Annotated in this window: 22 protein-coding genes; 20 read left to right on the top strand and 2 right to left on the bottom strand. The window is 69.8% G+C overall.

Going from position 1 to position 18,447, the window contains the following annotated elements; all coding sequences use genetic code 11:
• Positions 1 to 1,560 carry a cryptochrome/photolyase family protein gene (locus tag EAT51_RS17520; protein WP_130516292.1) on the top strand — a complete coding sequence of 520 codons (1,560 nt, stop codon included), beginning with the start codon at positions 1 to 3 and terminating at the stop codon, positions 1,558 to 1,560.
• Between the two features lie 247 nt (positions 1,561 to 1,807).
• Positions 1,808 to 3,277 carry a serine hydrolase domain-containing protein gene (locus EAT51_RS17515; protein ID WP_165421958.1) on the top strand — a complete coding sequence of 490 codons (1,470 nt, stop codon included), beginning with the start codon at positions 1,808 to 1,810 and terminating at the stop codon, positions 3,275 to 3,277.
• A gap of 98 nt (positions 3,278 to 3,375) precedes the next feature.
• On the opposite strand, the gene EAT51_RS17510 is transcribed toward EAT51_RS17515, so the two are convergent.
• On the bottom strand, positions 3,376 to 4,272 hold the full coding sequence (locus EAT51_RS17510) for a TIGR01777 family oxidoreductase (RefSeq protein ID WP_130516296.1): 897 nt from the start codon (positions 4,270 to 4,272) through the stop codon (positions 3,376 to 3,378).
• 177 nt (positions 4,273 to 4,449) lie between these two features.
• Between EAT51_RS17510 and EAT51_RS17505 the strand changes: the two genes are divergently transcribed.
• The 4 genes from EAT51_RS17505 to EAT51_RS17490 all read left to right on the top strand — a co-directional run bounded on the left by EAT51_RS17505 (position 4,450) and on the right by EAT51_RS17490 (position 7,808).
• Positions 4,450 to 5,172 carry a DUF2242 domain-containing protein gene (locus EAT51_RS17505; protein ID WP_228257985.1) on the top strand — a complete coding sequence of 241 codons (723 nt, stop codon included), beginning with the start codon at positions 4,450 to 4,452 and terminating at the stop codon, positions 5,170 to 5,172.
• A 233-nt stretch (positions 5,173 to 5,405) separates the two neighbouring features.
• Complete coding sequence (locus EAT51_RS17500; protein ID WP_130516298.1) at positions 5,406 to 5,609, top strand: hypothetical protein; 204 nt, start codon at positions 5,406 to 5,408, stop codon at positions 5,607 to 5,609.
• A gap of 213 nt (positions 5,610 to 5,822) precedes the next feature.
• On the top strand, positions 5,823 to 6,833 hold the full coding sequence (gene gnd / locus EAT51_RS17495; protein WP_425478229.1) for a phosphogluconate dehydrogenase (NAD(+)-dependent, decarboxylating): 1,011 nt from the start codon (positions 5,823 to 5,825) through the stop codon (positions 6,831 to 6,833).
• 165 nt (positions 6,834 to 6,998) lie between these two features.
• The gene (locus tag EAT51_RS17490) at positions 6,999 to 7,808 is read left to right on the top strand and encodes a lytic transglycosylase domain-containing protein (protein ID WP_130516302.1); all 810 of its coding nucleotides are present in this window, start codon (positions 6,999 to 7,001) and stop codon (positions 7,806 to 7,808) included.
• On the opposite strand, the gene EAT51_RS17485 is transcribed toward EAT51_RS17490, so the two are convergent.
• Positions 7,792 to 8,937: a PQQ-dependent sugar dehydrogenase gene (locus EAT51_RS17485; RefSeq protein WP_130516304.1), complete on the bottom strand. Its 1,146-nt coding sequence runs from the start codon at positions 8,935 to 8,937 to the stop codon at positions 7,792 to 7,794. The two genes, EAT51_RS17490 and EAT51_RS17485, sit on opposite strands and share 17 nt — an antisense overlap.
• Positions 8,938 to 9,144: 207 nt before the next feature.
• On the opposite strand from EAT51_RS17485, the gene EAT51_RS17480 reads away from it, so the two are divergent.
• The 14 genes from EAT51_RS17480 (at position 9,145) to EAT51_RS17415 (ending at position 18,174) form a co-directional block, all read left to right on the top strand.
• Positions 9,145 to 9,684, top strand: a complete 540-nt coding sequence (locus tag EAT51_RS17480) for a CcdC protein domain-containing protein (protein ID WP_130516306.1) — start codon at positions 9,145 to 9,147, stop codon at positions 9,682 to 9,684.
• A 10-nt stretch (positions 9,685 to 9,694) separates the two neighbouring features.
• The gene (locus tag EAT51_RS17475) at positions 9,695 to 9,883 is read left to right on the top strand and encodes a CPXCG motif-containing cysteine-rich protein (protein ID WP_130516308.1); all 189 of its coding nucleotides are present in this window, start codon (positions 9,695 to 9,697) and stop codon (positions 9,881 to 9,883) included.
• 54 nt (positions 9,884 to 9,937) lie between these two features.
• Complete coding sequence (locus EAT51_RS17470; protein WP_130516310.1) at positions 9,938 to 10,309, top strand: hypothetical protein; 372 nt, start codon at positions 9,938 to 9,940, stop codon at positions 10,307 to 10,309.
• Between the two features lie 228 nt (positions 10,310 to 10,537).
• Positions 10,538 to 10,870 (top strand): EF-hand domain-containing protein, encoded by a 333-nt coding sequence (locus EAT51_RS17465; RefSeq protein ID WP_130516312.1) that lies wholly within the window; start codon positions 10,538 to 10,540, stop codon positions 10,868 to 10,870.
• Between the two features lie 199 nt (positions 10,871 to 11,069).
• Positions 11,070 to 11,330, top strand: coding sequence for a hypothetical protein (locus EAT51_RS17460; protein ID WP_130516314.1), 261 nt, complete (start codon positions 11,070 to 11,072; stop codon positions 11,328 to 11,330).
• A 132-nt stretch (positions 11,331 to 11,462) separates the two neighbouring features.
• Positions 11,463 to 12,188: an HAD family hydrolase gene (locus EAT51_RS17455; RefSeq protein ID WP_130516316.1), complete on the top strand. Its 726-nt coding sequence runs from the start codon at positions 11,463 to 11,465 to the stop codon at positions 12,186 to 12,188.
• Positions 12,185 to 12,646: a hypothetical protein gene (locus EAT51_RS17450; protein ID WP_130516318.1), complete on the top strand. Its 462-nt coding sequence runs from the start codon at positions 12,185 to 12,187 to the stop codon at positions 12,644 to 12,646. The genes EAT51_RS17455 and EAT51_RS17450 overlap by 4 nt, the downstream gene beginning before the upstream one ends.
• Before the next feature lie 92 nt (positions 12,647 to 12,738).
• On the top strand, positions 12,739 to 13,020 hold the full coding sequence (locus EAT51_RS17445) for a type II toxin-antitoxin system RelE/ParE family toxin (protein WP_130516320.1): 282 nt from the start codon (positions 12,739 to 12,741) through the stop codon (positions 13,018 to 13,020).
• Positions 13,021 to 13,031: 11 nt separating this feature from the next.
• Positions 13,032 to 13,328 (top strand): HigA family addiction module antitoxin, encoded by a 297-nt coding sequence (locus EAT51_RS17440; protein ID WP_130516322.1) that lies wholly within the window; start codon positions 13,032 to 13,034, stop codon positions 13,326 to 13,328.
• A 175-nt stretch (positions 13,329 to 13,503) separates the two neighbouring features.
• Positions 13,504 to 14,511 carry a tRNA dihydrouridine(20/20a) synthase DusA gene (gene dusA / locus EAT51_RS17435; protein WP_130561856.1) on the top strand — a complete coding sequence of 336 codons (1,008 nt, stop codon included), beginning with the start codon at positions 13,504 to 13,506 and terminating at the stop codon, positions 14,509 to 14,511.
• Positions 14,512 to 14,524: 13 nt separating this feature from the next.
• Positions 14,525 to 15,436 carry an arginine deiminase-related protein gene (locus EAT51_RS17430; RefSeq protein ID WP_130516326.1) on the top strand — a complete coding sequence of 304 codons (912 nt, stop codon included), beginning with the start codon at positions 14,525 to 14,527 and terminating at the stop codon, positions 15,434 to 15,436.
• A gap of 147 nt (positions 15,437 to 15,583) precedes the next feature.
• Entirely contained in the window at positions 15,584 to 15,955 is a 372-nt protein-coding gene (locus tag EAT51_RS17425; protein WP_130516328.1) for a PepSY domain-containing protein, read from the top strand.
• 75 nt (positions 15,956 to 16,030) lie between these two features.
• Entirely contained in the window at positions 16,031 to 16,714 is a 684-nt protein-coding gene (locus EAT51_RS17420; RefSeq protein ID WP_130516330.1) for a response regulator transcription factor, read from the top strand.
• Complete coding sequence (locus tag EAT51_RS17415) at positions 16,714 to 18,174, top strand: ATP-binding protein (RefSeq protein WP_130516332.1); 1,461 nt, start codon at positions 16,714 to 16,716, stop codon at positions 18,172 to 18,174. The genes EAT51_RS17420 and EAT51_RS17415 overlap by 1 nt, the downstream gene beginning before the upstream one ends.
• Positions 18,175 to 18,447 lie beyond the last annotated feature (273 nt).

Here is an 18,447-nt window from a genome sequence, read left to right as displayed (position 1 = left end):
ATGCGCGCGCGGCCCGGCCTGCGCCATCTGGTGGTGGTGCTGGGCGACCAGCTCGACCCCGACTCGGCCGCGCTGCACGACTTCGACCCGGACCGCGACGCGGTGTGGATGGCCGAAGTCGCGCACGAGGCCTCGCATGTGTGGAGCACCCAGCCGCGCATCGCGCTGTTCCTGGCGGCGATGCGCCACTTCCGCGATGCGCTGCGGGCGCGCGGCTGGCGCGTGGAGTACCGCGCGCTGGACCGCCACGACTTCGCCACGCTCGAAGAGGCGCTGGCGCGCGACCTGGCCGCGCTTCGGCCGGAGAAGGTCGTCGCCGTCAGGCCGGGCGAATGGCGCTTGGCGCAGTCGCTGCCACGGGTGGTGGCTGAGGCCGGCCTCGGCTGGAGCGAGCGGCCGGACCTGCATTTCTTCTGCGATCCGGCCGACTTCGCCGACTGGGCGCGCGGCCGGCGCGAGCTGCGCATGGAGCACTTCTACCGCTGGATCCGCCGCCGCGAGCAGGTGCTGATGGACGGCGCGCAGCCGGTGGCCGGGCGCTGGAACTTCGACGCGGACAACCGCAAGTCCTTCGGCAAGGGCGGGCCGCAGCAGGTGCCGGCGCCGGCCGCCTTCCCGCCCGATGCGGTGACCGGCGAGGTGATCGCGCTGGTGCGCGCGCGCTTCGGCGACCGGCCCGGCGACCTGTCGCGCTTCGACTGGCCGCTCACCCCGGCGCAGGCGCGGCAGGCGCTGGACGACTTCGTCGCGCTGCGCCTGCCGCACTTCGGCCGCTACCAGGATGCGATGTGGACCGATCAGCCGTGGCTGTTCCATGCGCTGCTGTCGGCGGCGATGAACCTCAAGCTGCTCTCCCCGCGCGTGGTGGTCGAGGCGGCGGTGCGCGCCTGGCGCGACGGCCATGCGCCGATCGAGGCGGTGGAGGGCTTCGTACGCCAGGTGATCGGATGGCGCGAGTTCGTGCGCGGGGTGTACTGGCTGCGCATGCCGGCCTTCGCCCAGGACAACGCGCTGGACGCGCGGCAGCCGCTGCCGGCCTTCTATTGGGACGGGCGCACGCACATGGTGTGCATGCGCCAGACGCTGCAGCAGACCCTGCAGCTGGGCTATGCCCATCACATCCAGCGGCTGATGGTGACCGGTGCGTTCGCGCTCATGCTCGGCGTCGCGCCTGCGCAGATCCACGCCTGGTATCTGGCGGTCTATGTCGATGCGGTCGAATGGGTGGAGCTGCCCAATACGCTGGGCATGAGCCAGTTCGCCGATGGCGGGCGCATGGTGTCCAAGCCCTATGCCGCCTCGGGCCGCTACATCCAGCGCATGTCCAACTACTGCCAGGGCTGCCGCTACGACCCGGGCGCGGCCAGTGGCGAGGACGCCTGTCCGTTCACCACCTTGTACTGGGACTTCCTGCTGCGCCACGCGCGGCGCTTCGCCGACCATCCCCGCGCGGCGCTGCAATGGCGCAGCCTGGAGCGGCTGGACGAGGAACAACGCGCCGCCATCGCCGAGCGTGCCGCGCAGCTGCGGGCGCTGCTGACGCCGCTGGCGGACGCTTGATTCGTTTCGCGCGTTCCAGGCGCCGCGCCTCGACGTTTGGGCTCATCACTTCTCTAGCGCTGCGGCTCGCGTCGAGCGCGGGCATACGCCGCCTTCGCCTCGCTGCGCTTAGCTGGGGCGAACGCGTAACCCTTGAGGCATTGCCTCTTCGGGGGTGCTATAAGGCGTTCCCGCGGAATTATTCGCCGGTTGAGGAGAGACCTGGATCATGGATCGGAGCCGGAGGCACTCGTCACACGTCGCAGTGATGGCTGGACTGCTCCTCAGCGCATCCTGCTTCGCCCAGGCGGCCGACTGTCCCGCACCCGCCGAGGCCGTAGGTGGGCCCAGCAACGCCCATACCCGCTATGTCGAGGCGAATCTGCTGCCCGCGGTCATCAAGCCGGGCGACAAGCCGATCCACTTGGTCGAACGCATGCGTCAGTTCGACGTGCCGGGACTCAGCGTCGCGGTGATTCACAATGGCAAGCTCGACTGGGCACGTGGCTGGGGCCTGCGCGACACGGCGGCGTGCCTGCCCGTAACGCCGGGCACCGCGTTCCAGGCGGCATCGATCAGCAAGGCGGTGACGGCCGTCCTGGCGTTGCGGCTCGTGGAGCAGGGCAGGATCGCCCTGGATCAGGACATCAACATCGCCCTGCGTTCCTGGCAGTTGCCGAAGGATCCGAAGCTGGCTCCGAACGGCGTGACCCTCCGGGAACTGCTGAGCCATACGGCCGGGCTTGGAGTCCATGGATTCGGATCCGACTACCTGCCCGGTACGACGCCACTGCCCACCCCCGTCCAGATCCTGGACGGCGTGCCGCCCAGCCACAACGCGCCGGTGCGCAGCGTGTTGCCGGCGGGCGCGCAGTTCGAATACTCGGGCGGCGGCTATGTGGTGACGCAAGTCGCGCTTGCCGACGTGAGTGGCATCTCCTTCGCCGACCTCGCGCAACGTGAGGTGCTGGGGCCGCTCGGCATGACCCGCAGCGCCTTCGCGATGCCGCCGTCGAAGGCGATCCTGACCGACATGGCATTCGGCCATGTCAATGGCAAGCCGATTCCTGGCAACTACGTGGTTTACCCCGAGCTCGCACCCGCGGGCCTGTGGACGAGCGCCAGCGATCTGGCGCGTGTGTTGATCGACCTGCAAGCCTCGATCGCGGGCAAAAAGGGCCGCCGTCTCTCGCCCGGGATGGCGCGCGACATGATGAAGCCCGTGAAAGATAACTGGGGGCTTGGCTTTGCCTTGTACACGAACGGGGCCCCCCGTTTTGGCCACGACGGCCTGAATCAAGGATTTGAATCCTTCATGGTGGCTTACGAAGGCAAGGGCGACGGCATCGTGGCGCTGACCAACGGGGGCGATGGACGTCGGTTGATGGCGGACGTGGTCCGGGCCATCGCAACCGACTACGGTTGGCCCGACCTCGCGGTGCCGGCGAGCGAGGAGAAGAAGCTGTCGCCCGAAGAGCTCTCCAAGGCCGCCGGTCGCTATGTGGGGGGCGGGCTCGACGTCGTGCTCGAGGCGCGCCCGGAGGGCTTGTTCGCCAACGCAGGCGCTCCGGTCGCCGAGCGATTGATCACGTTGTCTCCGACCCGCTTCCGCTCCGAATCCATGGGGATCACGGTCGAGTTCGCGCCCGATTTCGCGAGCGGCACCATGATCGAGGGAGGTCCTCCGATGAGGTTGGTGCGCGTTGAAAACCCCTCCTCGCCTGCGAGTACGCACTGAGCGATCGCTCGGGCGTTGACCGCAGGTGTTGGCTTGAATCCCGCCGATGTCGAAGCTCGGCGTTGCGGGGGCGGCGATACAGGCGACCGGGATCGGCCTCAGGCCTCGTGTTCCAGACTCCGCGCCAAGGCGTCGTCCAGGGTGGGATAGAGGAACTGGAAGCCCTGACCCTGAGCGCGGGCCGGGATCACGCGCTGACCGTCGATCAGCATCTGGCCCATTTCGCCGAACGCCGCCTTCAGTGCGAAGCCGGGGGTCGGCAGCAGGGTGGGACGGTGCAGGGCGCGGCCCAGTGCGGCGGCGAAGTCGCGCTGCCGCACCGGTTCGGGCGAGGTGCCGTTGACCGGGCCCTCCAGCGTGTCCTGTTCGATCAGCCATACGATCAGGCGCACCAGGTCCTCGCGCTGGATCCAGCTGAACCATTGCTCGCCGCTGCCGATCGGCCCGCCCAGGCCCAGCCGGTACGGCGTCAGCAGCTGCTGCAGCGCGCCGCCGCCGCCGTCCAGGACCACGCCGGTGCGCAGGCAGACCGTGCGCACGCCGAGCTGCTGGGCCGGCCAGGCCGCCGCCTCCCAGTCGGCCGCCAGGTGCGCGCCGAAATCCTCGCCGGGCGGGTCGGTTTCGGTCAGCGGGGTGTCGTCGCGCGGCCCGTAGTAACCGATGGCCGAGCCGGAGACCAGCACCGCCGGGCGCACGGTCAGGCCCTGCATCCAGGCCAGCAGCGCCTCGGTGGTGCGCAGGCGCGATTCGCGCAGCTGCTGCTTGTAGCGCTCGGTCCAGCGCTGCCCGGCCAGCGGCGCGCCGGCCAGGTTGATCACCGCGTTGGCGCCGCCGGCGCCTTCGATGTCGGCCAGCAGGCGCACGCCCTGCGGCAGCACCTCGGCCGCCGCCTGCAGGTCGCGCGAGACCACGCTGACATGCCAGCCGCGGGCCAGCAACACCGGGCACAGGGCCTGGCCGATGAAGCCGCTGCCGCCGGTGATCAGCACCTGCATGGGGGATGCCTCCTGTCCAGATTTCCCGGCAGGGTAGGTGGCGTCTCGTGATGGCACCGTGCGACGCAAGCGCCCGGGCCGAACGCCGACTGAGCGGGTCGCAGGGACGGATGAAACCGATTTCGCGCGTCGGGGTTATCCTTCAAGGGTTTCCATCAGCACGTCCGGCCGGTCCCCATGCCCAATCGCCTGTTCTCCCTCTTCCCTCTGACCGCTGTCCTGCTGCTGGCCGGCTGCGGCCATATGCCGTTCGAGAAGAAGGGCGAGATGCTGGCCAAGGAGAACTTCGATTCGGACGGTACCTACTCGCGCACCTTCGACCGCTCGCCCGAGCAGGTCTGCGAGGCCTCGCGCCGCGCGCTGCTGAGCCAGGGTTACGTGGTCAGCCGCTCGGACGCCTCCACGGTGGAGGCCAACAAGAACTTCCAGCCCGAGCCGGAAGTGCACGAACAGGTCGCCATCCGCGTCTCGTGCGTGGCCCAGGCCTCGGGCGAGTCGTGGGTGTTCGCCAGCGCCACCCAGGACCGCTACAACCTGCGCAAGTCCAATACCTCGGCCAGCGTGGGCACCGCGCTGGGCTCGCTGTCGCTGCCCTTCGGCAGCACCGACGACTCGCTGGTGCGCGTGGCCAGCCTGACCGTGCAGCAGCCCACCTTCTACCGCTCGTTCTTCGCCCTGGTCGAGCGCTACCTGCCGCCCCCGCCGCCGAAGAAGCCCAAGACCGATGCCGCGGCCAAGCCGGCCGAGACCCCGCCGCCGGCCCCGCAGCCGCTGCAGCCGCAGCCGGTAGGCGAGTCCATCCCGGTCCCGGCCAGCGAGGCCAAGCCGGCCGACGGCACCCTGGTGCCGCAGTCGACGGCGCCGGCCACGACGCCCTCGCAGGCGCCCGACACGCTCTGACCGCGCCGGCTGCGCGGGTCGACCGGCCAGGCCGCCTTCGGGCGGCCTTTGTCGTTTCAGGCCGGGTCCTGTGGCGTCCGATTGGGGGAAGACGCTGAGTCGTCACGAGATTGTGGGCTTGGCGTCCCGGTTGCCCGGATCTCACTGCGCCGCACCTGGGTCATGCAGCCGATCTTCATCCGGGCGGGCCTAGGCTCGTGCCTCACATCGACAGCCTCGGGAGGGACGACACGATGGACACCCGCTATTTCGTCACGCAGGACAGCACCGGCGAGCGCCGCCGCGTGCGCATTCTCCCTGCGCCAGCCGGCGGCACCGACGCCGGCCATCCGCACGACCGTTACGCACTGGACGACGGCTCGCCGGTGCGGCGCGTGGACAACGAGACCTTCCAGGTCATCGGCAGCGGCGCCTACGTCACGCTGGTGCGCGACTGACATCAGGTCCGGGCGCTACCGAGGCTCCTCCCCTTTCGCGAAGCGAAGGGGGAGGTTGGGAGGGGGTGCTTTTGCCTTCCCCGCGAAGAGCGACCCCTCCCCCTCAGTCGCTAGCCGCGACTTCGAGCTCCCCTTGGCCTGCGGCCAAAGGGAGGGGGAAGAAGCGATGCCGCACACGCCACCCGACGCCACCTTCCGCCCGCCACTGCAACGATGCGGTGCGGGCCCTGCCATCGTCCGCATACCCGCCGCTCACGGAGGCGACCTATCCTTGTCGTCTTCGCGCATACGCGCCTGGCATCGAAAGAGGACACGCTGATGGAACTGGGTATGGTCGGACTGGGCAGGATGGGGGCCAACATGGCGCAGCGGCTGGCGCAGGGCGGCCATACGGTCAGCGGCTTCGATCCATCGCCCGAGGCGCGTCAGCGCGTCGCGGCCCAGGGCATCACCCCGGCTGACTCGCTGCAGGCCCTGGTCGCCGGTCTGTCCGCGCCGCGCGTGGTCTGGCTGATGGTGCCGGCCGGCAAGATCGTCGACGACACCCTGGACACGCTGCTGCCGCTGCTGGCCAAGGGCGACATCGTCATCGACGGCGGCAACTCGTTCTACCAGGACACCTTGCGCCGCGCCCAGCGCCTGCAGGAGGCCGGCCTGCACTACGTCGACTGCGGCACCAGCGGCGGCGTGTGGGGCCTGACCGAGGGCTACAGCATGATGGTCGGCGGCGCCGACGACGCGCTGGCCCTGCTCAAGCCGATCTTCGAAACCCTGGCGCCGTCGCCGACCACCGGCTGGGGCCATGTCGGCCCGACCGGCGCCGGCCACTTCACCAAGATGGTCCACAACGGCGTCGAGTACGGAATGATGCAGGCCTATGCCGAGGGCTTCGCCATCCTCGAGCGCAAGGCCGATTTCAAGCTCGATCTGCACCAGGTTGCGCAGATCTGGCAGACCGGCTCGGTGGTGCGCTCCTGGCTACTGGACCTGACCGCCGATGCGCTGAAGCAGAACCCGACCATGGCCGGCATCGCGCCCTACGTGGAGGACTCCGGCGAGGGCCGCTGGACCGCCAAGGAGGCGCTGGACCTGGACGTGTCCGCGCCGGTGATCACCCTGTCCCTACTCGAGCGCCTGCGCTCGCGCGAGAAGGACTCCTTCGCCGACAAGCTGCTGGCGGCGATGCGCAACGGCTTCGGCGGGCATCGCATCACCAAGGAGTAAGCGCGGTTCAAGCCCGGGGTTCCCGCTTTCCGCGGGAGCCTGGATGTGTCCCGAGAGAAGCCCCCCAAAGCGCTGCGTTCCCGCGCTCGCGGGAACGACGGCTGGGGCGGGCCGACGCTTCGGCCAACACGCACCGCTGACGCGCACTGGCCATACTCGCGCGCCATGCGCGCGCTCGCCCTGCTCCTGCTGTGCCTGATCGTTTCGCCGCCGGCGCTGGCGCGCACGGTCTATCGCTGCGTGCGCGAGGGCACGCTGAGCCTGTCCACCGCACCCGAGCCAGGCTCCAGGTGCGAGGCGGTGCAACTGGACGACAACGCCGTGCAGACGCCCGACCTGTGGGGACGCATGGGCGTCTTCAGCGGCACCCTGTACGAGCGCGAGCAGGACGGGGTCAAGGTCTACGGCACGCGCAAGCTGCCCGGTGCGGTGCCGTACCTGCGCTTCACCGTGGCCACGCCGCCGGGCGAGCCGGCGCACGCCGGCCTTGGCCAGGTCGGCACGCCCAGGCTGGATGCCTGGCCCAAGCTGTTCGCCGCCGCGGCCAGGCGCAATCAGGTCGAGGACGCGCTGCTGCGCGCCATCGCCCATGCCGAAAGCGGCTTCGATGCCGCCGCGGTGTCGCCCAAGGGCGCGCAGGGCGTGATGCAGCTGCTGCCGGGCACCCAGCGCGATTACGGCGTGGCCGATCCGTTCTCGCCCGCGCAGTCCATCGCCGCCGGCGCGCGCCACCTGCGCTGGCTGCTGCGCCGCTACGACGGCGACCGCACGCGCGCGCTGGCCGCCTACAACGCCGGCGTCGGCGCGGTGGAACGCTACGACGGCGTGCCGCCTTACGCGGAGACGCGCGCCTATGTCGACAAGGTCGAGGCGCTGCTGGCGCGTTACCGGCAGGCGCTGGGCACCGCGCCGCTGCGCCCGGCCGACGCGGTGCCGCGGCCCGCGCCTGCCACGGGGCTCACGCCTTCGGGGTGAGCTTGATCAGGTGTCCGGCGCCGGCGTCCTCGCCGTCTTCCAGCAGGTACAGGGCGCCGTCCGGCCCCTGCTCGATCTCACGGAGGCGCTGGCCCATGTCATAGCGCTCGGCCTCATGGGCCTGCGTGCCGTTGAATTCCACCCGCACCAGCGCCTGCGAGGAGAGCCCGCCGATGAAGCCGTCGCCCTTCCAGTCCGGGAACAGGCTGCCCGAATAGATCACGAAGCCCGCCGGCGAGATCACCGGCGTCCAGGTGATCTTGGGCGCGGCGAACTCCGGGCGCGTGGCATGGTCCGGGATCGGGCGCCCATCGTAGTGGTCGCCGTTGGAGACGATCGGATAGCCGTAGTTGGCGCCGCGCTCGACCAGGTTGAGCTCGTCGCCGCCCTTGGGGCCCATCTCATGTTCCCACAGCCGGCCCTGCGCGTCGAAGGCCAGACCCAGGATGTTGCGGTGGCCCAGCGACCAGACCTGCGCGGCCACGCCGCCCTGGGCGGCGAAGGGATTGTCCGGCGGCACGCTGCCGTCGTCGTTGAGCCGGATGATCTTGCCCAGGTTGCTGGCCATGTCCTGGGCCGGGTCGAACTTCTGCCGTTCGCTGGAGCTGATCCACAGCTTGCCGTCGCGGTCGAACGCCAGCCGATGCCCGTAATGCCCCTGGCCGCTGACCTTGGGCACCTGGCGCCAGATCACCTGCAGGTCCTGCAGCGCACCGCCGCCGGCCGCGTCCAGCACCAGCTTGGCGCGCGCGACCGCGCCGCCGCGGGTGTCGCCTTCGCCGGCCTCCGCATAACTCAGATACACCCAGTGGTTCTGCGCGAACTGCGGGTGCGGCAGCACGTCGCCGAACCCGCCCTGGCCGCCATAGGCGACCTCGGGCACGCCGGAAATCCGGGTGGCCTTGCCGGTCTTGAAGTCGAACAGCTGCAGCTGGCCGCGCTTCTCGGTCACCAGCAGGCGCCCATCCGGCAGGAAGGCCATCGCCCAGGGCTCGTCGAAGCGGTGCACCGGCGTAGCGGTGAAGGGCAGGGCGCCAGAGGCCGCCTCGGGCGCCACCGCGCCGCTGCAGGCGGCCACCGCCAGCAGGGTGGACAGCAGGGCCAGGCGCAGACGATGGGGAAGCGGCATGGCGCGAAGCTCTCGAAGTGCGCTGAGGCGCGGAATCGCGGTTGTAACCGCTGGCCGGCGCGCAGTTGTTCAGGCCGCGTCAGGCTGACCGGTTCGTCACCGGCGCCGTCGCGCCAGCCGCCCACGCGCAAGAAGTGACACTTGGCATCTTGCGCGGCAGGTCCCCGGGTTCCACGCTGCGTCCTGCCCTCGCCAGGAATCTCGCCCATGCCCGCCCACGCCGTGTCGCCGCTGACGCCGTACCTGCCCATGGTGGCGATCGCCTTCCTGTACTACCGGCGCATGCGCCGCAGCTTCGGGCGCCAGCCCTGGCGACCGGTGCGCGCGGGGATCCGCCTGGGGATGCTGGCGCTGGTCACGGTGCTGCTGATCGTGCTGGGTTTCCTGATTCCGCACGTGGCGCCGGGGCTGGTGCTGGGCGCCCTGGCCGGCGCCGGGCTGGGCCTGCTGGCGCTGCGGCATACGCACAGCGAATGGCGCGACGGGCAGGGCTGGTACACGCCCAACCCCTGGATCGGCGCGCTGCTGATGGTCCTGCTGCTGGGGCGGCTGGCGTTTCGCTGGGCCAGCGGCGCCTTCGCCGGCGGTGCCGCCATGGCCGGCTCGCAGGCCAGTCCGTTGACGCTGGGCATGGCCGCGGCGCTGGTGATGTACTCGCTGGTGCACGTGGGCGGGCTGTGGCTGCGCATGCGCACGCTGCGTGAGCATGCGCCGGTCGCCCCACCGCCGCCGCCCACCGTGTCCTGAGCCACGCCAGATGCTCGACTTCCAGCTGATCCACTGCCCGTACTGCGGCGAGCCCTTGGAGATCGCCGTGGACGCCTCGGCCGGCGATGCCGACTACATCGAGGACTGCCAGGTGTGCTGCCGCCCGATCGCCATCGCCCTGCGCCTGGACGAAGAAGGCGAGGCACAGATCGCCGCGCGCGCGGAGAACGACGCCTGACCGGCGGCCTGGCGCTGCTACAGTGACTCCAGTCCCGTATCGCGTCCCCACCCCATGAATCTGCCGCTGCATTTTGGCCTGCTTGGCGCCCTGGAAGCCGGTGCCATCGCCGTCGTCATCGGCCTGCTGGTGTACGCGGTCTGGCATGCCATCGCCGCGCGCACCGGGCTGCATCATTCTCACGCCATCGGCTGGAGCTGCGTGATCGCCGTGGCGATCGGCGCGGGCATCGACGCCTGGCATCTGTTCTCGCTGGGCGTGGTCAAGCTGGAATCCCCGGTGTACGCGCGCTTGGCCCTGCAGCGCATCCACGATCCCGACGCGCTGGGGACGCGTGTGGCCCTGGAGGCCATCGGGGCGGTGGTCGGCGTGGTGCTGTCGCGCCTGGGATTCAGCGCGCGTTCCTCGGCGCGCAACGCCGCTTGAGCCGCGTCGAGGCGCACAGCGCGCGGACTCGGTCACGCGATCAACGCCAGCCTGACGTTCTGCCCACGCGTCGCTAACGACGGGCCTAACGCTGATCGCGGTGTGGCGGGTTAACGGCGCGTTGGTCGTGGGTTCGTCGCACCGGTGGAGTTCATGCCGTCCCGCGCAGGGTGTGCGCCATGTGCCGTGCTACGGCGCATGTCTCCGATGCAAAAGAGGTGCCCATGCATGAAGCGTCTTCGATTCCACGCGTTCCCGCTGGTGCTGCTGTCCAGCAGCGTCCTGGTCGCGCCTGCATTGGCGCAGTCGCAGCAGCCCACACCGGCGCCGGCCGCCGCCGCATCTGCGGCACCCGACCAGCGCCAGCAGCGTTGGGACGATCTGGATGCCAACCACGATGGCTCCATCAGCAAGGCCGAGGCGGCTGGCAACGCCGGACTGTCGCAGGTGTTCGACCAGGTCGACGCCAATGCCGACGGCGCCGTGTCGCTGGACGAGTACAAGGCCTTCGTGACCCAGCACTACGGGCCCGGCGCCGGCGAACCGGCTCCCGGCCGATAAGCGGACCCATCGTCCAGGTTCTGCCGGGCGAGAATCCGCACGCCGTCGCGTTTTCCGCTTGACCGCGGCGTGAAGACGGCGTTTCATGCGCGAGAGGCGCCGCCTTCACGGGTGCCTGGTCGCACCTTACCTGTTCTGCCCACCCCCTCGCGTCCGCGCGGCATCCGCGCACGGCGTCCCGCACCCAAGGAGTTTTCTGATGAAGATCCGCAACACGCTGCTGGCCTCGGCCGCCCTGGCCGCCACCCTCGCCCTGACCGCCTGCGGCCCGAAGGCCGACGAAACCGCCCCGGCGGCCTCGACTCCGGTCGAATCCACCGCCCCGGCCGAGACCACCACCCCGCCGGTCGAGTCGACCGCCCCGGCCGAGACTTCGGCTCCGGCCGAGACCACCATGCCCGCCGAGACCACCGCCCCGGCCGAGACGACCACGCCGCCGGAGAGCAAGCCGGCTGCCTGATCCCAGGCGACCGCAAGTCCGGCCGGCATCTCGTCGGCCGGGCCCAGGCGAACAGAACGGGCGACCCTTGCGGGTCGCCCGTTTTGCTTGGGCATCGCTATCCTGTACAGCTCACGTCTCACAGGAGTGGCCATGCCACGGATCGACTGGGTCGGCTTCGACGGCGACGACACGCTGTGGAAGAGCGAGGACTACTACCGCGCGGCCGAGGCCGCGTTCGAGCAGATCATCGGCCACTACATCGACCTGGGCGACCGCCGTACCCAGCAGCATCTGCTGGCGGTCGAGCGGCGCAATCTGCGCGTGTTCGGCTACGGCGTCAAAGGCATGACCCTGTCGATGATCGAGGCGGCCATCGAGCTGACCGCACAGCGCATCAGCACCCAGCACGTGCAGGACATCATCGCCATCGGTCGGGCTACGCTGGATCATCCGGTGGAACTGATCGACGGCATCCGCCCGGCCGTGGAAGCCATCGCCGCGCGCCACCGCATCGTGCTGATCACCAAGGGCGACCTGTTCCATCAGGAAGCCAAGATCGTCAAGTGCGGGCTGTCGGATCTGTTCCACCGCATCGAGGTGGTGTCGGAGAAGGACACGCCCACCTACCAGCGCGTGCTCGACGAACTGGACGTGCGGCCCGAGCGTTTCGCCATGATCGGCAACTCGCTGCGCTCGGATATCGCGCCGGTGGTGGGCCTGGGCGGTTGGGGCATCCACATGCCGTATCACGTGACCTGGGCGCACGAGGCCGAGCACGACCTGGCCGAGAACACCCCGCGCCTGCTCCAGGTGCAGGACGCGCGCGAACTGCCCGGCGCGCTGGCCCGGATCGAGTCCGGCCTCGAAGCGCCATGAACTGGCGCGCGCTGGTCTGCGCGGCGGCCCTGCTGGCGGTGCCGGCCATGCCTGCGATCGCGCAGCAGGCCGCGCCCCCGTCGACGCCGGCCTACGCTCCGGACACCGGCGATGCCTGGATCGATGCGCGGCTGCGCGATCTGGGGGCCTACGCCCCGCGCTATCCCGACGCCTTCGTCGACGAGATCGCGCGCTACCTGGATGTACCGCGCGCCTACGTCGTCGCACTGGGGCAGCAGCCCAACTGGGCGCCCGGCGACGTGTACTACGCCTGCGCCCTGGCCAAGGCGCTGGCCCAGCCCTGCCGCACCGTGGTGCGCGCCCGCACCCAGGACGACAGCGACGGCTGGCAGGGCGTCGCCCAGCGCCTGACCGGCAAGGGCAAGCCGATCCCCTATCGCAGCGTGCGCACCCTGCTGCGCACCAGCTACGCCCACTGGGCCCGGCCGCTGGACTGAGCGAACACGACGGCTTGGCAACTGGCCATCCTCGTAGCCTCGGCCACGGAGTAACGACTTGCGTTAGTAACGAGTTTCGTTACTATAGCGATGTGGCCATCCAGTCCTTCGCCGACAAGCACACCCAGCACCTTTTCGAAGGCCGGCGTGTGCGGCGCTGGATCAACGTTGAAGCGGTCGCGATGCGCAAGCTGGCAATGCTCAACGCGGCAGCGGTGCTGGATGACCTGCGTATTCCTCCCGCCAACCGGCTGGAGGCGTTACAGGGCGATCGTCGCGGCCAGCACAGCATCCGCATCAACGACCAGTACCGGGTGTGCTTCGTCTGGACCCCGACCGGTCCGGCGAACGTCGAAATCGTCGACTATCACTAAAAGGAGGCGCCATGCGTACCATCGCTTATCCCAAGCCGGGCGAGATCCTGCTACACGAGTTTCTCGAGCCCATGGGCATCACCCAGTACCGTTTGGCCAAGGCCATCGGCGTGCCGCAGCGGCGCATCGGCGAGATCGTGGGCGGCAATCGCGGCGTGACCGCCGACACCGCCCTGCGCCTGTCGCGCTACTTCGGCACCTCTGTCGGATTCTGGCTGGGCCTACAGATGGACCACGACGCGGCCGTGGCGCGCGACGCGTTGGCCGAGACGCTGGAAAAAATCGAACCGTACCGGCCAGCAGCGTAAAATCGGAGCGCCGTGACGCAGCGCAAGCGCTCATGCGTCGCTCGGTTTAGACATCCTTGCCGCCTGGCGTCAGAGCGAATGCAGCTTGGCCGCGCAGCGTCGGACATGCACCAGGGAACAGCGGCGCGGGGAACCGAGTCAGAACGCTGTAGCAGAGGGAATCGAAGTGGTCGACATGTCCGATGAAGCACTAAAAAATCAGAAGCCGCGGGATCCGCGCTTGTCCGTAGCGCCCATGATGGACTGGACAGACCGCCATTGCCGGGCGTTCCATCGGGTGCTGGCGCCGGGCGCCTTGCTCTATACCGAGATGGTCCATGCCAATGCGGTGCTGCAGGGCGATCGGGAGCGGCTGCTCGGCTATGACGCCTCCGAGCATCCTGTGGCGCTGCAGCTGGGCGGCAGCGAGCCCGAGCGTCTGGCCGCGGCCGCGCGCATCGGGCAGGACTACGGCTACGACGAGGTCAACCTCAATGTCGGCTGTCCCTCCGACCGGGTGCAGGCCGGGCGCTTCGGTGCCTGCCTGATGAAGGAGCCGGCGCTGGTGGCCGAGTGCATCGCCGCCATGCGCGCGGCGGTGTCCATCCCGGTCACGGTCAAGTGCCGCCTGGGCGTAGACGAGCTGGAGGACTACGCGCACTTCGCCGGCTTCATCGACACGGTCGCCGCGACCGGCTGCGACAACTTCATCGTCCACGCGCGCAAGGCCTGGCTCGATGGCCTGTCGCCCAAGGAGAACCGCGAGATCCCGCCGCTGCGCTACGAGTGGGCCTACCGGCTCAAGCGCGAGCGTCCGCAGCTGACGATCTCGCTCAATGGCGGCATCGCCGACCTGGAGGCGATTGCCACGCACCTGACGCAGGTCGATGCGGTGATGCTGGGCCGCGCGGCCTATCACGATCCCTACCTGCTGCATCGCGCCGATGCGCAGCTGGCCGGCACGCAGGTGCGCCCGCGCGAGGAACTGCTGCGCGCGCTGCGCCCTTACGTCGAGGCGGCGCTGGCGCGCGGTGTCGCGCTCAAGCACATCACCCGCCACGTGCTGGGCCTGTATGCCGGCCAGCCGGGCGGGCGCCAGTTCCGCCAGATCCTGAGCGAAGGTGCGCATCGCCCCGGCGCCGACTGGTCGCTGGTCGAACGCGCGCTGGCCGCCACCGGCGCCCCGCTGACCGCCGCCGCCTGAGGCCGGTGCGCCGGTGATCACGCGCGATCCGCAGGCCTTCCTCGCCCTGGCGCGCACGCTCGCGCCGGACTGGGGCGCCGCCACGGCGCGGGGCGTTTTCCTGGTGTCGCCCGATGGCTTTGCCCGTGCGGAGGAATCGGCCCGCGACAATGTCTACATGGCGAGCGAGGGCTTCGACGCGGCCGCGGCACTGGCCGAGCACCGCGCCCTGCATCAGGCGCTGTCGGCGCAGCTGCCGGTGATCGCCTTCGCCGGCGATGCGGCTACGCCCGACGCGCTGTTTCCCAACAACGTCTTCGCCACCGTGCCGGGCCGCGCGATCGTCGGGCGCATGCGTCATCCGGTGCGCCAGCGCGAGGCCGCGCGCGGCGATATCCGGGCCTTCTTCACCGACGTGCTCGGTTATGCGCTGGAGGACCTCTCGACCCAGCTGCATCCGTGCGAGCTGACCGGGTCGCTGGTGATCGACCGCGCGCGCGGCCTGGCCATCTGCGGGCTGTCCGAACGCTGCGACGCACAGGGCGCGGCGCTGATGCACGCCGCCTTCGGCCTGCGCGCCACGCTGCTGGTCGACCTGGCGCCGGGCGAGTACCACACCAACGTGGTCCTGGCGCTGCTGGCCGGCCGCGCCGCGCTGGTCAGCCCCGCCGGCTTCGCCAACCCGACACCGCTGCTGGCGGTGCTGCAGGCGCTGTACGGTCCGCACGTGATCGGGCTGGACGCGGCCGAGCAGCAGGCCTTCGCCGGCAATGCGATCAGCCTGAGGCCCGATTCGGTGTGGATGAGCCGCACCGCGCACCGGGCGCTGCGCCCGTCGACGCTGGCGGCGCTGGAGGCCGCCGGCCTGGAAGTGCAGTCCGTGCCGCTCCCCGCCATCGAGGCCGCTGGCGGCTCGCTAAGGTGCTGTGTGGGCGAGCTTTTCTGATCCGGCCCGGCGCCTGAACGAGTCCGCATCCCCGTTCAGAAAATTCAGAACGGATTCACCGCGGCGCCCCAAGACTGGCCCCTTCCTCGCCACCGGAGTGTCGGTCGCGGTTCATCCCACCGCGCGAATAGCCGTTACGATTCCGTTATGACCAGCTCACGCGCTCTAGATGCCCTTTTAACCGCCGCGCTCCTGCTCGGCGTGACGTCTGCGGCGTGGGCGCAGGTCGATCCCGGCATCGCCCCGGTCCTGCAGCGCGGCCCGGGTGGTCGCCTGGACGCGGCCGACGCGGTGCGCCGTGCCCAGGCCGAGAGCGGCGGGCGTGTGCTGGGCGCCGAGCGCGTGCAGTTCGACGGCCGCGACATCATGCGGGTCAAGGTGATGGATCAGGACGGGCGCGTGCGCTACATGGACAGCGATTCGATGAGCCGGCGCGAGACGCGTCGCGGCGATCCGGGCCCGGGACGGGGCGACTTCCCGCCGATGCGTCCACGCGGGCCTAACCCCCCTCGCCCGTAAGCTGAACGGCATGGCGAGCCGTTCAGCTTGCCACCCGATACTCAGCAACGTCCCCATTTCAGTTAGGAAGACTCCATGCGCATTCTGCTGGTCGAAGACGAAGCTCCGCTGCGTGAAACCCTGGCCGCTCGCCTGAAGCGCGAAGGCTTTGCCGTCGATGCCGCGCAGGACGGCGAGGAAGGCCTCTACATGGGCCGCGAGGTGCCGTTCGACGTGGGCATCATCGACCTGGGCCTGCCCAAGATGTCGGGCATGGAGTTGATCAAGGCGCTGCGCGACGAGGGCAAGAAGTTCCCGGTGCTGATCCTGACCGCGCGTTCGAGCTGGCAGGACAAGGTCGAGGGCCTCAAGCAGGGCGCCGACGACTACCTGGTCAAGCCCTTCCACGTCGAGGAGCTGCTCGCCCGCGTCAACGCGCTGCTGCGCCGCGCCGCCGGCTGGAGCAAGCCCACGCTGGAGTGCGGTCCGGTCGCGTTGGACCTGGCCGCGCAAACGGTCAGCGTCAACGGCAGCAATGTCGATCTGACCAGCTACGAGTACAAGGTCCTGGAGTATCTGATGATGCACGCCGGCGAGCTGGTCTCGAAGGCCGACCTGACCGAGCACATCTACCAGCAAGACTTCGACCGCGACTCCAACGTGCTGGAGGTCTTCATCGGCCGCCTGCGCAAGAAGCTCGATCCCGACGGCGCGCTCAAGCCGATCGAAACCGTGCGCGGCCGCGGCTACCGCTTCGCCATCCCGCGCAACGAGGGCTGATGCCCGGGGCCGCGCCTTCCGCGCAGGCCCCGGCGGCAGGGCGCGAACGCATCGTCCGGTGGCGCCCGCGCTCGCTGCGGGCGCGCCAGCTGCTGGCCGCCAGCGTGGGCCTGGTGGCCTTCCTCGCGCTGGCCGGCGTGGCGCTGGACCGCGCCTTCGTCACCACGGCCGAGGACAACCTGCAGCGGCGGCTGGAAGGCTATGCGTATTCGTTCGCCAACAAGGTGGACTTCGCCCGCGACGGGTCGCTGATTAATCCATCGGACGCGGCGACGGTGATCGATCCGCGCTTCGGCCAGCCCGGCAGCGGGCTGTATGCGCAGATCGTGCTGCCCAATCCGGAGGCCGGCTGGGGGTCGGATTCGACCCTGGGCCCGTATCTGCCGCAGGGCAAGATGCTCAAGCCCAACGACAAGGTCTTCGAAGGCCCGCTGGACATGGTCCAGCTGGACGGGCGCGACGGCGCGATCTATCGCTTCGGCCTGGGCACGGTGTGGGCCGCGCGCGGGCCCAAGAGCGAGTTTTCCTATTCGATCTACGTGCTCGAAGACACGCAGGTGCTCGACTCGCAGCTGCAGACCTTCCGCCATGCGCTGTGGGTCTATCTGGGCAGCGCGGGTGTGGTGCTGCTGCTGCTGCAGGGGCTGATCCTCAACTGGAGCCTGCGCCCGCTGCAGCGCGTGATCAACGAGCTCAAGCGGGTCCAGCGCGGTGAAGCCAAGGGCATGACCGAGCACCATCCGCGCGAGCTGGAGCCGCTGACCGAGAGCATCAACGCCTTCATCGATTCCGAGCGCGAGAACCTGGATCGCCAGCGCAACACGCTGGCCGACCTGGCGCACAGCCTGAAGACGCCGCTGGCGGTGCTGCGCGCGCAGCTCGACGACGGCGTGCACGCCAATGCGCTGCGCGAGGAGCTCAACGTCCAGCTCAAGCGCATGAACGACCTGGTGTCCTACCAGCTGGCGCGCGCGGCCTCCACCGGCCACAAGTTGTTCTCGGCGCCGGTGGACATCGAGCCGCACGCCGACCAGATCGTGCGCGGGCTGGAGAAGGTCTACGCGGCCAAGGGCGTGATCTGCGAGTTCGAGATCGATCCGTCCGCGCGCTTCCACGGCGAGGTGGGCGACCTGCAGGAGCTGATGGGCAACCTGCTGGAGAACGCGTTCAAGTGGGCGCGCTCGCGCGTGCTGCTGACCGTCGCGCCGATCAATTCGGCCGGCAATCGTCGCGCCGGTCTGCTGCTGGCGGTGGACGACGATGGCCCGGGCATCGCCGAGGACAACGTGGCCAACATCCTGCAGCGCGGCGTGCGCGGCGACGAGCGCGTGCAGGGCCACGGCATCGGCCTGTCGATCGTGCAGGACCTGGTGCGCGGCTATCGCGGCGAACTGACCGTCAGCCGTTCGCAGGAGCTCGGCGGCGCGCGGTTCGAGGTGAAGCTGCCTGAGGGGCTGTGAGTCGGCCCAGGCGCGCAGGCAGCTTGGGAAGTCACGGCTGTCTTCCACTTCGACCCTCCTTGTTCGCCGCCGAGCGGGCGACGGAGTTGGACATCACCAGCCGCGGGCGACTCCCTACCGTCGTTCCCGCGAAAGCGGGAACCCATGGACCTTGCGCGACCTGGACGGACGTCCATGGATCCCCGCGTTCGCGGGGATGACGGGTTTGTGCTGATGACGGCTTGTTGTTATTGCCGTGCTACCACCCTCGACGCAGCAAGCTTCCTAAGCGAG

This window comes from Pseudoxanthomonas winnipegensis, from assembly GCF_004283755.1.
Classification (GTDB): domain Bacteria; phylum Pseudomonadota; class Gammaproteobacteria; order Xanthomonadales; family Xanthomonadaceae; genus Pseudoxanthomonas_A; species Pseudoxanthomonas_A winnipegensis.
Note: the sequence above shows the minus strand (reverse complement) of the source record. Positions and strands in the feature narration are given on the sequence as shown.